Here is a 14,437-nt window from a genome sequence, read left to right as displayed (position 1 = left end):
ATTATTCCAATTTGGCGGAATTGATTCAGAATTTTGTAGCGAAATGCCCTTACCCTTGCGTGTCACGTTAGAGTCAACCCGCTCCACGCGAGATTTATAAGGACTTTTCCCATTTACCGGTTCGGAATCCACTCGCTGGTCGTCCGTATCAGCCTAATTCTGGTGGTGGCCGTACTTTTCGGCATCGGTCTCGTATCGGGTATAAGTTATATCGAAATTGCCAGATCAGCCGAAGAAAACGCAAATATTCGAATTGATCGCGCCGCCAGGGCCGCAGCGGCCATCCTCTGTTATGGCACAGATACCGCGATTGAACCGGTCATCGGAAAGGACAAGCGCCCGCTAGCCTTGCGCTACAGCCCCGCCCAAAGCGCGCCCCCGGTTATTCGCGCCAATCCAAAGTTTGATGAACTTGTTTTGGCGATCGGCAACACCAATCAGGGCGCGGCCAATATTTTTAGTTTTTCTGAAGAAACCGGCGAATTTGATCGCATAGCAACCACCTTCCGGAAGCCCGATGGCAGCATGCCGCCAGCTTTTGCCATCCGGCCGGGACATCCGGCATATGAGAATCTGGCATCAGGCCAGCCCTTCAGCGGAAATGTTCCAGTGCAGGGTCGATTGCGGCTCGCCTATCTGATGCCGATCCTGAATGCATCCGGAGGTATCCTCGGCGCAGCAGCGGTGGATGTGGGTTGGGCAGATGATTTGACATTGGCCGAACAGCGTTTGCAGTCCCGCGTATTTACAGCAGCAGTTTTGATCCTTGCCGTAATCGTTCTCGCTGGCGGCCTTTTGCTGCAGAACCAGCTCACCCCATTACGCCGGTTGGCGTCTGCCGCGCACCGTCTGGCATCCGGCGTGCCTCAAGGCAGTGTACCTTATGCAGAACGGCCCGACGAAATTGGAGATTTGGCCCATGGCCTGGCCCGGGTAACCGACCTGCAGGAGAAACTCCAGAAGCTTGCTTATGTCGACCCAGTCACGACTGCTGGCAACAGAACACGCTATTTTGCGGATCTGAAGGCCGCTCTGGAATCTGCAACCGCTGACAATAAGATGTCGGCACTGTTCCATCTCGATTTCATTGGCTTTTCCAAGATAAACGATGCCTTTGGCCAGCATGTTGGCAACCGGGTGTTGATGCAAACTTACGCCCGCTTGAGCTGTCTCCTCGGGCATACGGCTCGGATCTCCCGCATTTCCGCGGATGATTTTTGCATCTTGGTGCCAGTTCAAGGAGGCGGGCCCATTGCAGAAAAATATGCAGCCCGGATCATTGAAGCCTTATCGGTCCCCTTCCGGCTTGATGAGGGTGAAATCCAGGTAGATCCACGCCTGGGTATTGCTTTGGTGCCGCAAGATGCAGGCGACGTAGAAACTGCACACCGGGTCGCGGGCCTCGCTCTAAGGGCTGCAAAGGAAAGTTCAAATAAACGGCACATGTTCTTCTCTGCGCCGCTGAACGAACGGATCCAGAGCGAAATGCTGCTGGAAACACGTCTGCGGGCCGCGCTCGCCACCCGGCAGATGCATCTGTTTTACCAGCCTCAAGTTTGTCCGTCCGACGGCACCCTTATTGGGCTGGAAGCCTTGATCCGCTGGCCGAACGGTTCTCAGAATTCCGTCCCGCCGAGTGAGTTCATTCCTTTGGCCGAAAAGACCGGCCTGATAATAGATTTGGGCCACTACGTTCTGGAAGAAGCGTGCCGTCAGGCTGCCGAGTGGCTGGCAAAGGGGTTCGACTATGGCCAGATTTCGGTAAATGTTTCACCGATTGAATTCCGGCAATCGACTTTTGCCAGCAATGTCAAAGACGTTTTAGAGAAGTATCAGTTGCCGCCCGAAAAGTTGTGTCTGGAAGTGACGGAAAATGTCTTTGTCGACACCAGCGAACAGATGGTTTTGGACATCTTGTTCGAGCTGCAATCGATCGGTGTGTTGCTGTCGCTGGATGATTTTGGTGCAGGGTATTCCTCGCTGAGTTATCTCCACCAGCTGCCCTTCCAGGAACTTAAAATCGATCGCACTTTCCTGACTGACGCTGACAAATATCCGCAAAAGAAACAGCTTTATGAAGCAATCGTCGGCCTTGGCAAAAGTTTGGGCCTGCGTGTGGTCGCAGAAGGCGCGGAAACCGAAGGCGAATACTCGTTGACCGTCAAACTGGGCTGCGATGGTTTACAGGGCTATTTCTGTTCGCGGCCCTTGCCTGCGGCTGAAATTATGGACCGTTGCCTGGCCATCAGCCGCACCATCGCTTCTGATCATGTTCAATCGATCAGAAAGCGCGCATAAAACCTCTCCAAAATTCTGGCTATTCAGTCACATTAGTATCCAAGCATCTGCCTCGTCAGTTCGGTATTTGGCAGAGCAAAACCTGGACACTTCAAGAGTGCGACAGCGGAAAGGGGCACGGACACTACTTAAACCGTCCACTTCGTCCATCAACCTCGCCAAAGACCCAAAGGTAGGGAAAGCATATCGGTGTTCCAGTTCAGTTCTTTGTCATAAATCTGAAAAGCAGTTGATTGTCTGCTCGTTGTGATACCTCGATATTGTTTGTAGTGCCCCAGGCCAAAGCTTGTTGATGCAGCGGCAGGTAATAGGCTTTGTCGTGCGCGATGCGGAACGCCTTTGCGATCAATTCGTCTCTCTTTGTGGGGTCCGGTTCAAGGGTGAGTTTCGAAGTAAGTGCATCAATTTCTTGATCACACCAGCCGCCGATATTGTACGAAGACCCCTGCCCTTCATCGTCGCGGCAATTCATCAGGTTTTTTAGTACAACTGAGCTTTCCAACGTGCTCGGGGTCCAACCAAGCATATAGAAGGACGTGTCAAATCCGCCTGAAGACAGAATTTTGGCAAAGTATAGTGCTTTGGGCATTGCGTTCAGATCAACCTTCACACCAATGCGCGCCAGCATAGCTGCGACCGCCTGACAGATAGCCTCATCATTTACATAGCGGTCGTTCGGACAGTCCAACACCACTGAAAAACCATCTGGATAGCCCGCTTCGCTCATAAGTTTCTTGGCGGTCTCGATATCGTAAGGGTGCCGCTCAAATTGATCTGACCTTGAAAATAAAAGCGGAGAAATCATAAGCGCTGTTGGTGATGAGAGTTCCCGCATGATTTTTAAGCGGATCGCCTCGATATTGACGGCATGATTGAAGGCTTTGCGGACTCGAACATCCTTAAAGGGATTCTTGCCTTTGACATCAGAGTACAAGAGTTCGTCACGTTTCTGATCCAACCCCAAGAAAACCGTTCTTAGCTCCGGCCCGGTGAGCGCCTTCGTTGTCCTTGTTTCTCTAATCCGTTTCAGATCCTGCACGGGAACAGGAAAAACAAGGTCCATTTCACCTGTCAGCAACGCAGCCACACGGGTTGCGTCGGATTTGATTGGTCTGAACTCGACCGCCGTCAAATTATGTTTTGCCGTGTCCCACCAATTGCCAAAATTCTCAAAGGAGGTTCTGATATCAGGTTCATGGAGAACAACTCGAAACGGCCCAGTGCCGTTGGCATTCAGCGTTGCGTAGTTGACGGTGTTATCTGAAGGGGACGCGACGGTTTCCGCCTCATTTTCGACCGTCCACTCCTTATCCATAATGTAGAGCGTTTCCCAACCAGAGTGCATGATTGGGCTGGGTGCTTTCAAAAGGAAATCGACTGTGTGGTCGTCCACGGCAACAACTTCGGTTCCCTCCGGGATACGATACCCCAGATTTGACGCCTCCGATCTTGCCCGGTCCATGGAGAACACGACGTCTTCAGCTGTGAAATCGTTTCCGTTGTGGAATTTCACATTTTCCCGCAGATGAAAGCGCCAATGTTTTGGGGAGATTATCTCCCAACTTTCGGCAAGCGCGGGTTCAATTTTCAAGGTTTCATCCCGCCGGATGAGCCCTTCATAGACGTTCCCCAGCATACCCAGAGTGAAGGTCTCGTTGAGGCTGTAAGGATCCAATGAGTTGAGGGATCCCTGAAACGCGACATTTACGGTTTCAGCTTGCGTTGCACTCGACAATGCCATTGACAATATGGCGCCTGTCAGGGCCGTTTTCACAGTCATCATTTGCTTCGATTTCCGGTCGAGCCGCAGCAAAACTACAGCTGGTCAACGTATTAAAACATCGGCTATGGAAACACCGACGAAGTGCGAACAAGTTTCAGCACCTTACAAATTCTTCAATTCAGACAAGATATTTCTCATCTGTCGACAGTATCATGTCAACCTAAGATGATATTTTTTGCAGGCTACACTTAGTCCGATTGCGACCTTGATCCCGTTCATGGGTAAGATCGGAAATGTATCGCAGATTTCGATGTCCCGGCCGCTTGCGAAACACTAAGAGCAAATTGGGAGAACGATAGCAAAGACATAAAGGTAGGTAATTGGTGCGGGCGACGGGACTCGAACCCGTACAGCCTAGGGCCGAGGGATTTTAAGTCCCTTGTGTCTACCAGTTCCACCACGCCCGCAAAATCCATTGCCAATCCCCTAGAGGCTTTGAAGCAATTAGGCAAGCGGTACAACCGGTTTTCAAGATCTGTTTCTCTACGCCTCTTCCATGACCGCTGAAAATTAACAGGGACTGGAAATTAACGCATCTGGACTGTATGTGATCGGTCAGGTCATTATGGTTCAAGGTGCCGGCGCCACCGGCGTTGCAAACGAGCCCAACAGCGAGATAGCAAATCTATGGTCACTTACATCGATGCTGCCGATGCCCCGATGAAAAACACGGGTCAGGTGCGCCTTTACGGACCAGAAGATTTTGACGGCATGATGAAGGCCGGCCAATTGACGGCGGCTTGCCTCGACGAATTGGCGGACATGGTCAAACCGGGCACAACCACCCAGGAAATCGACGACTTCGTCTATCAATACGGAATGGATCACAACGCGATTCCGGCAACGTTGAATTATCGCGGGTATACAAAATCTTCCTGCACGTCGATCAATCATGTTGTGTGCCACGGCATTCCAAATTCCAAGGCCCTGCGCGAAGGCGACATCGTCAACATCGATGTGACATTTATTCTGGATGGCTGGCATGGCGATTCCAGCCGGATGTATCCGGTCGGAAAACTCAAACGCGCCGCAGAACGCTTGATTGATGTGACGTATGAATCGCTCATGCGCGGTATTGAAGCGGCCAAACCCGGCAACACCACCGGAGACATCGGCGCGGCAATCCAAACTTATGTCGAAGCCCAGCGCTGCTCGGTCGTCCGTGATTTCTGTGGCCATGGTTTAGGCCGGCTGTTTCATGACACACCCAATATCCTGCATTATGGCCGGCCTGGGGAAGGCGTTGAATTGAAACCAGGAATGATTTTCACCATCGAACCGATGGTCAACCTGGGCCGCCCGCATGTCAAAGTTCTGAGCGACGGCTGGACCGCGGTCACCCGAGACCGGTCGCTTTCAGCCCAATTCGAACATTCCATTGGCATCACACCGGACGGCTGCCAGAGTTTCACCACTTCTCCCAAAGGGATCCACAAACCAGGACTGCCAAACAACTAGGAGGCTCATGAAAGAACCGGACGCCGGTTTCTCCGACAAACCAGCTGGAGATACCGACACCAAAGGTCACCGCCAAAGATTGCGGGAACGGTTCCGTAAAAACGGCGCGCAAAGCCTCGCCGACTATGAGCTTCTGGAATTTCTTTTATTCTCCGCCCTGCCCCGTCAGGACACGAAAGCCATTGCCAAGGCGTTATTGAAACGCTTTGGATCTTTCCCAGCGGTGCTGTCAGCCTCCCGTGTGCGGCTCAAGGAGATCAAAGGCATTTCGGACGTGAGCATTGACACGCTACATGCTGTGCATGCAGCGATTGGGCGCTTCCACCTGGGAACCGTAGACGAACGGAAGCTCCTCGATTCCTGGTCCAAGGTTATGGATTATCTTCAGGCCACCATGGAACGGTCTGACATTGAACAATTCCGCGTCCTTTATCTCGACAAGAAAAACGGTCTGATCGCCGACGAGGTGCAACAAACAGGCACCGTCGACCACACACCAGTCTATCCCCGCGAAGTTGTTCGCAGGGCACTCGACCACGGCTCAACAGCGGTCATATTGGTGCACAATCATCCCTCAGGCGATCCAACTCCATCGCGCGCAGATATTCAGATGACCCGGCAGCTGGTCGACATCGCCAAGCCTCTCGGCATTGAAATTCATGATCATATTATTGTTGGCCTCAGATCCCATGTCAGTTTCAAGGGATTACAGCTGATCTAACTCTGGCATGATCCAACAACGAGAGGCTCCAATACCTTCTCCTTCAATTGAATTCAGTTCTAACAAAATTTTGCCTAAATAGTTTTTTTACCAATATTGTCGGTCAATCCTTAACTGTCTGCATCAATAATGCGCCTAATAAACAGGGCCTCTTTATGCAGACTAAGCCGAATAAATCTGGCGGACGGATCGCCAATGTCATCATAATCCCTTTGGTGACGCTGGTATTCTTATCTGTCGTAAGCATTTTTGTTCTTATGCACTGGTCTGCCCGCATTTCGGATGGCAGTGCCAAACAATCGCAATTGCAGTTGATTTCGGGCGCCCTGCAGTTGGTTGCCGACGACATCGCCAAGCAGCAATCGGGTGTGGTGACCTGGGACGCAGCTTTTTATATCGCGAATGCAAGACACCTGGACAAAGAATGGGTGTTCGACAACATGACCCATTGGCTATATGCCAATCACGGGTTCACCAAATCAGCGATCGTCGGCACTGATCATGAAATTCGATCTGTTTATTCTCATGATCAAAACAACAGCTGGCTAACCCCAGACATTCTGGCTCAAATGACCCCAGCGATCGCGAAAGCGCGTGCACGCTATATCACGTCCTTCAAAAAAACGCCTTCCGGTCTATATAGCTTCGAACCCAGCCAACGGGATAAGCGATACTCGATCTATGAGACTGGTATTTTAACCCTGAACGGCGAACCGCACCTGTTTTCGGCAGCTGCAATCGCACGCCAACTCCAATCCGTCATAGCTCTGCGTGTTCCACCTGCTGTTCTAATAAGCCTCACTCCCCTGCGCGGTGAGAAGATGGCTGAAATTACGCATATGACCCGGCTGGATGGCTTTGTGCTCGCGAACAATCAAAACAGCCGTGAAGGCATCGGCCAGTACCTTTTGAGAGCCCCCACCGGCAAGGCTGTCGGCGTCATTGCCTGGCCTGTCGGTCGGCCTGGAACACAGATGCTGAAGCGGATCAATCCGTTCCTGAGTATTGCGGCGTTTATGATCGCAGCAGTGGTCATCGTGGTCGCAATTGCCACGCGGCATATGACCAAGCGACTGGCGATCAGCGAGTCCAGAGCTGTTCACACTTCGCGGCACGACGCTCTATCAGAGCTTCCGAATAGAACGCATTTTCATCGGTTGTTGAGCGATGAACTTGAGAAAAGCAAAGAAGATGGCTCAACCACCGCCATCGTTTACATCGACCTAGATCACTTTAAGGACATCAACGACACGCTCGGTCATTCCGCGGGAGACCAGGTCATCATTGCGATTGCCAAGCGGTTAAAGCACGTTCTGATGGACAACGGCATCGTCGCCCGGATCAGCGGCGATGAATTCGCCATGGTGGTACCGAACTGCAAGAGCGACGAGTGGCTCGACTACATCCTTGACCAAATCCAGGACGAGATCGCCCAGCCGATCAAGATCGGTGCACGCGAGCTTCATGCCACGCTGTCGATCGGCGCTGCAATCGCCCCGCGCGATGGTCTCGATCCGGACGAACTGCTGCGCAAAGCTGATATCGCTCTTTATGATGCCAAGGCCAACGGCCGCAACCGACGTTCCTTCTTCGAGCCCAATATGGAAGACCAGGTGCAGTCGAAGGACAAGTTGTCGCGGGAGCTTCGCTTGGCCCTGAAGAACGACGAACTAAGCCTTGCCTACCAGCCACAGTCCGATACCGCAGCTCAGCGCATTGTGTCCGTTGAAGCCCTTGCCCGCTGGACCAAGGAAGACGGCACAGTTGTATCCCCGGCCCAGTTCATCCCGGTTGCAGAAGAAACCGGCTTGATCAACGACATCGGCCTTTGGGTGTTGAACAAGGCCTGCGCCAAAGCCCATGACTGGCCGGATATCGTTATGTCGGTCAATGTATCCCCAAACCAGTTCAAGCATCCGCGGTTCGTGGAAAAGATTATGGCAATTCTCGCCGCCAACAATTTGCCACCGCATCGGCTTGAAATTGAGGTAACCGAGAGCGTATTTGCTGGGCGCAACGATACAGTTTTGAAGGCCTTACGGCGCTTGAAGAACCTTGGCATCAAGGTTGCCCTGGACGATTTCGGCTCTGGATATTCGAGTTTGAGTTATCTGCGCCGCTTTCCGTTTGACACGCTTAAAGTGGATCGGGATTTTCTATCCGACATGAACGGTAATCCGGAAGCCGAAGCAATTGTTGTCTCGATCATCCAGTTGGGCAAGGCGTTGGGAATGACCATTGTTGCCGAGGGTATCGAGACGATCGAACAGATTCGCTTCTTGCAAGCCCACGGATGTCACAGAATGCAAGGCTACTTCATCTCTAAACCGCTCGGCGAAAAAGAACTGGCGCAGTTCCTCGACGATTTCAAAGCGGAAAATGCTGGCAACATTGGTCCGGGCCTGAGCTACACGCTCAGAGCCGCGGAAGCATAGGGTTCAGAAGATCGTCCATTTGCTCGGCAAATCTGGCGAAGCTTGAGAATGGCGCCGTCCGTGCGGCCACCTCTGGCGCATCACACAACTTCGCGCACAAACGCAAGCCAGCTTGGCCATACTCAGATAGCACCCGGTCGCGAAACCAAGCACAATGCTGCTCCGAGCGCAGCCGGCCCAACCGGCCGTTTTGCGACAGATGCGCCCGGTGTTTGTAGACATCAGCGATCAAATCTTCCAGACCATCGCCGGTCTGGGACGACACCAGACCGACCGGGACTGTCCAACCAGCCGCTGTGGAAGGCGAGAGGGTCAGCGCCCCTTTGACATCTGCTGCGGCGCGCCGGGCGGACGCCCCCATATCCGCTTTTGTGACTGCTACAATGTCAGGCAATTCCATGATACCGGCTTTCATGAATTGCAGACTGTCGCCAGATCCTGGCTGGATACACAACAGAACCGTGTCGGCTGCTTGTTTGAGGTCACCTTCGGACTGACCGATGCCAACAGTTTCCACGATGACATGATCAAAGGCAGCGCGAAGGACAACAATTGCTGCAACTGCATGATCCGACAGCCCTCCCAGTCGGTCACGCGCCGCCATAGAGCGGACAAAAACCTGATCATCAGCTGGGTCGGTTTTTAAACGGGTTCGGTCGCCAAGCAAGGCTCCACCGGTGATTGAGGACGATGGATCGACGGCAAGAACCGCAACGCTGTCCCCGGCGGCTCGGAACGCCCGGATCAAAGAATCCGTAAGAGTGGATTTGCCAACACCTGGAGGCCCGGTCAAACCAAGCACATGCCCGCCTGCTTCAACTGCGACCTGGTCAAGAAACGCAGCAGTTCTCGTATCATTGGCATGCGTTTCGATCCGGGTGAGAACGCGTGAGAGCACGCGTTTCCCCCCAGACTTCAGTTCAGCAATATCGGGAAATGCGTCACGCAACGGCCTGATCCGCTCCCCTCGCTTCACCCAGTTGCAGCATTTAACCTGCCGTGCGCTTGCGCAAGGCGGCCTGGGCAGCAGCCAATCGGGCAATCGGTACACGGTAAGGAGAACACGACACATAATCGAGCCCAACGCCTTCACAGAAAGTGATTGAGGCCGGGTCACCGCCGTGTTCACCGCAGATGCCGAGTTTGATGTCAGGACGCGTCGAGCGGCCCCGCTCCACGCCGATCTTGATCAATTCACCGACACCATCTGGATCGAGGGAGACAAATGGATCCTGTTCCAAAATACCTTTGGTTTGATAGGTACCCAAGAAAGAAGCCGCATCGTCCCGCGATATACCGAAGGTCGTCTGCGTAAGGTCATTGGTGCCGAAGGAGAAGAATTCCGCCGATTCAGCAATTTCCGCGGCTTTCAAGGCGGCCCGCGGCAGCTCCACCATGGTGCCAACCTGATAAGTCAGCTCCGCCCCGGTCTCTTCCATCACGGCCTTGGCCATGGCTTCAATGCGGGCACGTACCAGATCCAGTTCGCCCTTGAGGCCAACCAGCGGAACCATGATTTCCGGAACGACCGGTGCGCCTGTGGCCTTCGCCGCAGCAACCGCCGCTTCAAAAATGGCCCGCGCCTGCATTTCGGCGATTTCCGGATAGGACACCAGCAAGCGGCAGCCCCGGTGGCCGAGCATCGGGTTGAACTCTTCCAACGACAATGCCCGGTCGCGCAGTCGCTCAGGATCGGCACCCATTGCCTCGGCGACGTCCTTCAGCTCTTCATCGGTTTTAGGCAGGAACTCGTGGAGCGGCGGGTCCAGCAAGCGGATGGTTACCGGTAGGCCATGCATGATTTCGAAAATCTCGGTGAAATCTTGCCTTTGCATCGGCAGGAGCTTCGCAAGCGCCGCCCGCCGGCCGTCCTCAGTATCTGCAAGGATCATTTCACGGACCGCCAGGATCCGCTCACCTTCAAAGAACATATGCTCTGTCCGGCACAGTCCGATGCCCTCTGCACCAAATTCGCGGGCGACTTTTGCGTCCTGCGGTGTCTCCGCGTTGGTGCGTACGGTCATCCGCCGCCCCCGATCGGCCCAGCCCATCAACACCCCGAAATCACCGGACAATGTCGGTTGCAGCATCGCCACTTCACCGGAGAGGATTTGGCCAGTAGCACCGTCAATTGTAATGATGTCGCCTTCTTTGAGCTGGCGTCCACCGACATTAATGATCTTATTGCGGTAGTCGATCCGCAAACCGCCAGCACCGGCAACACAGGGCTTGCCCATTCCGCGGGCAACCACGGCCGCATGACTGGTCATGCCACCACGGCTGGTCAGGATCCCTTCGGCAGCGTGCATACCATGAATGTCTTCCGGGCTGGTTTCGACCCGGACCAGAATGACCTTCCGGTTTTCACCTTTGGCTTCTTCAGCAGCGTCTGAGGTGAAAACAATTGCGCCGGACGCTGCGCCGGGTGACGCCGGCAGGCCCGTTGACAAGATATCGCGCTCAGCTTTCGGATCGATGGTCGGATGCAATAGCTGATCGAGTGCCGCAGGTTCGACGCGCAACACAGCTTCTTCTTCTCCAAGCATGCCTTCAGCAACCATATCGACTGCGATTTTCAAGGCAGCTTTCGCAGTGCGCTTACCGGCGCGGGTCTGAAGCATCCAGAGTTTGCCCTGCTCAATGGTGAACTCCAGGTCCTGCATATCCTTGTAATGGCGCTCAAGCTTCGTGCAGTAGGACTGGAACTCGGCGAAGGCTTCCGGCATCAAGGCTTCCAAGGATGGATTGCTGGATCCAGCCTCAATCCGGGCCTTTTCCGTAATGTCTTGCGGGGTACGGATACCCGCCACAACATCTTCGCCCTGCGCATTGACCAGGAACTCGCCATAAAGGCTGTTTTCACCGGTGGATGGGTTGCGGGTGAATGCAACACCGGTTGCGGAGTTCTCGCCCATATTGCCAAAAACCATGGCCTGAACGTTGACTGCCGTTCCCCAGGACGCTGGCAAGTCATGTAGGCGCCGGTAGGTAACCGCGCGCGGTGTCATCCAGGAACTGAACACAGCACCAATCGCGCCCCACAATTGCTCCTGCGGATCTTGCGGGAATGGCTTGCCGAGCTCTTCTTCCACCAGCGCCTTGAATTTCTCGATAATTCCCTGCCACGCTTCGGCGGTAATTTCTGTATCAAGCGTCAGGTCGTTACGCTCTTTATATTCTTCCAGAATGTCCTCAAACTCGTGGTTGTCCACGCCAAGGACCACATCGGAATACATCTGAATGAACCGGCGGTAACTGTCGTAGGCAAAGCGGGCATCGCCGGATTCGCGGGCAATTGCTTCGACCGTCGAGTCGCTCAGACCGAGATTAAGGACGGTATCCATCATGCCGGGCATCGATGCACGGGCGCCAGAGCGCACAGAGACAAGAAGCGGGTGCTCCGGGTCGCCAAATTTGCGGCCGGTCGCCTCCCCGACCTTGTCCATGGCCGCTTCCACTTCAGCGGTCAATTCTGATGGATAGGATTTCTCATGAGCATAATACCAGGTGCACACTTCTGTGGTGATGGTAAAGCCGGGAGGAACCGGCAGGCCGAGGCTGCTCATTTCAGCAAGGTTCGCGCCTTTTCCGCCGAGCAGATTTCGCATGTCCGCTGCGCCTTCTGCAGAACCGTTGCCAAACCCGTAGACCCACTTGGCCATATTCTCATTCCTCCGACATGGTGCCGGGAGCCTCTCCGCCCCCGCCTGATATTGCACCGCACATACCTGCTACGGTGTCATAAATGCTTCAAGCCTTTTTTACCGGAAACAGGCCATTTTACGTCCTTAGTCTAAAAAATCCGACGGCTGGCAAATACGAAAGGATTTAATCCCTCAGAAAGTTTCCCCCCTCACCTTGCCGCACAGCCTTATTGGCGCCATTGTCAAAGACCATATAGACGTGCTTACCGTTCAGGTGGCAAACAGATCTGCGAGGACCAATGACACAGTTGACCGGCGCCGTTTCCAAAACAGGCCGCAAGCCGTTCAAATTGAAACTTCTGGCTCTTGCGGGCGCCGCCTTGCTCCTACCGGCTGCCGTTTCTGCAGAGACAAATGCACAAGACAGCACTGCCGCGATCTTTGGAACCCCGCCAGATCTACCGTTCACACTCTCAGGAAGCTATTTGGCCGGCCGCCTCGCCGGATTTCAAAAAGACTTCGCACAAGCTGCTGCTTTTTATGAAGAAACGCTCGCAGCAGACCCCTCAAACGCCATGTTGCTGGAACGGACTTTCCTTCTAAAACTAGCCAATGGGGATGTGGAAGATGCAATCCGCTATGCCAGCGACCTGGATCAGGCGGTTCAACGGAATTTCCTGGCACAACTGGTTCTAGGCGCCAAGGAAGTCCGTGATGGCAATTATGATGCCGCTGCCGCATTGCTGGCTGAGGCAAGAAACGGTCCGCTCGCACAATTGTCGGTCGGAATTGCCCGTGCCTGGGCCTTTTACGGGGCTGGCAAAATCGATGAGGCCAAAGCCGCCATCGACGGCTTGAAAGGCCCTGAATGGTTCGACGTTTTCAAAGAAACCCATAAAGCACATTTGCTGTTTGCCGCCGGTCAAAACAAAGAAGCGCTCGCCGCAATCGAAGAAGCTTACAAGATGGATCAGGGCGCGATCCGCGTGGTTGATGCCCATGCCCGGCTTTTGGCTGCAAATGGTCGGCAAAAAGACGCCATCAAAGCCATCGATCAATTTGATCATCAATTCCGCGGCCATCCTCAGCTGGACCGGACCCGCGAAGTGATTGAAAGCGGTGCAGTCATTCCGCCGATGGTCAGCGATCCGGCAGTTGGCATGGCTGAAATTCTCTATGGACTAGGGGCCGTAATCGGCCGGGATGGCGGTGAAGAACTGTCGACCTCTTATCTGCAGCTCGCGCTGTACCTCGACCCTACGGCAGAATTTGCAGCCGTCGCACTCGGCAATGTGTTTGAACGCATGGAACAGCCCGAGCGCGCGATCTCAGCTTTGATGATGGTGCCGGATGACGGTGTCTTAAAACGGGAAGCAGAAATTCAAGTTGGACTGAATTTCAACGCCTTGGACAAGCTGGATGAAGCGCGTTCTCACCTTTCCGCCCTCATCAAAGACGACCCTTCCGATCTGGAAGCCGGAATCGCGCTCGGCAACATTTTACGGGCCCACGAAATCTACGATGACGCTGAAGAGGTCTATACCAGTTCTCTGGATACAATCGATAAGTTGGAGCGACAGCACTGGTTGCTGCTCTATTTCCGCGGCATCAGCCGCGAGCGGCTGAACAAATGGGACCTGGCGGAGGCCGATTTCCGAAATGCGCTAGAGCTGGAAAAAGATCAACCGCTGGTGCTCAATTATCTCGGCTATTCCCTGGTGGATCAGGGACTTAAACTCGACGAAGCGCTGAACATGATCAAAACCGCTGTCGAATTACGCCCAACAGACGGCTATATCGTCGACAGTCTCGGTTGGGTGTACTACCGGCTTGGACGGTATGAAGAGGCGGTTGTTGAACTGGAACGCGCCATTGAACTGCGTCCCGCAGATCCAGTGATCAACGACCACCTTGGCGACGCTTACTGGATGGTTGGCCGCAAAAATGAAGCACGGTTCCAATGGAATCACGCCCGTGACCTAGGTCCGGAAGAAAAAGAACTTCCGAAGATCCTGGACAAGATCGCCAATGGTTTGACGGAACCGTCCGGCACGGATGCAGCCAAAGCCGCGACCGACCAAAACGGCGGTTAATCAAA

The 14,437-nt window shown here is 53.9% G+C and carries 8 protein-coding genes and 1 tRNA gene; 5 read left to right on the top strand and 4 right to left on the bottom strand.

The genetic code is table 11. From position 1 onward, the window contains the following. Positions 1 to 162 precede the first annotated feature (162 nt). On the top strand, positions 163 to 2,298 hold the full coding sequence (locus tag FJ695_RS14670) for an EAL domain-containing protein (RefSeq protein ID WP_209010670.1): 2,136 nt from the start codon (positions 163 to 165) through the stop codon (positions 2,296 to 2,298). A gap of 199 nt (positions 2,299 to 2,497) precedes the next feature. Here the strand turns inward: FJ695_RS14670 and FJ695_RS14665 are convergent, their stop codons facing one another. After that, positions 2,498 to 4,078, bottom strand: coding sequence for an ABC transporter substrate-binding protein (locus tag FJ695_RS14665; protein ID WP_141188744.1), 1,581 nt, complete (start codon positions 4,076 to 4,078; stop codon positions 2,498 to 2,500). 324 nt (positions 4,079 to 4,402) lie between these two features. Further along, positions 4,403 to 4,488 (bottom strand) — tRNA-Leu (locus FJ695_RS14660). A gap of 220 nt (positions 4,489 to 4,708) precedes the next feature. Between FJ695_RS14660 and map the strand changes: the two genes are divergently transcribed. The 3 genes from map to FJ695_RS14645 all read left to right on the top strand — a co-directional run bounded on the left by map (position 4,709) and on the right by FJ695_RS14645 (position 8,695). Then, complete coding sequence (map, locus tag FJ695_RS14655; protein ID WP_141186150.1) at positions 4,709 to 5,539, top strand: type I methionyl aminopeptidase; 831 nt, start codon at positions 4,709 to 4,711, stop codon at positions 5,537 to 5,539. A gap of 7 nt (positions 5,540 to 5,546) precedes the next feature. Continuing rightward, positions 5,547 to 6,260, top strand: coding sequence for a DNA repair protein RadC (gene radC, locus FJ695_RS14650; protein ID WP_141186149.1), 714 nt, complete (start codon positions 5,547 to 5,549; stop codon positions 6,258 to 6,260). Positions 6,261 to 6,415: 155 nt separating this feature from the next. Beyond that, the gene (locus FJ695_RS14645) at positions 6,416 to 8,695 is read left to right on the top strand and encodes a bifunctional diguanylate cyclase/phosphodiesterase (protein ID WP_141186148.1); all 2,280 of its coding nucleotides are present in this window, start codon (positions 6,416 to 6,418) and stop codon (positions 8,693 to 8,695) included. Here the strand turns inward: FJ695_RS14645 and FJ695_RS14640 are convergent. Continuing rightward, on the bottom strand, positions 8,676 to 9,593 hold the full coding sequence (locus tag FJ695_RS14640) for an ArgK/MeaB family GTPase (protein WP_247653640.1): 918 nt from the start codon (positions 9,591 to 9,593) through the stop codon (positions 8,676 to 8,678). The genes FJ695_RS14645 and FJ695_RS14640 overlap by 20 nt on opposite strands. A 91-nt stretch (positions 9,594 to 9,684) precedes the next feature. After that, entirely contained in the window at positions 9,685 to 12,357 is a 2,673-nt protein-coding gene (gene ppdK / locus FJ695_RS14635; protein ID WP_141186146.1) for a pyruvate, phosphate dikinase, read from the bottom strand. Between the two features lie 281 nt (positions 12,358 to 12,638). Here ppdK and FJ695_RS14630 point away from each other — a divergent pair, with 281 nt between their 5' ends. Beyond that, positions 12,639 to 14,432 (top strand): tetratricopeptide repeat protein, encoded by a 1,794-nt coding sequence (locus tag FJ695_RS14630; protein WP_141186145.1) that lies wholly within the window; start codon positions 12,639 to 12,641, stop codon positions 14,430 to 14,432. Positions 14,433 to 14,437: the final 5 nt, after the last annotated feature.

Source organism: Labrenzia sp. PHM005 (assembly GCF_006517275.1).
Classification (GTDB): Bacteria; Pseudomonadota; Alphaproteobacteria; order Rhizobiales; family Stappiaceae; genus Roseibium.
Note: the sequence above shows the minus strand (reverse complement) of the source record. Positions and strands in the feature narration are given on the sequence as shown.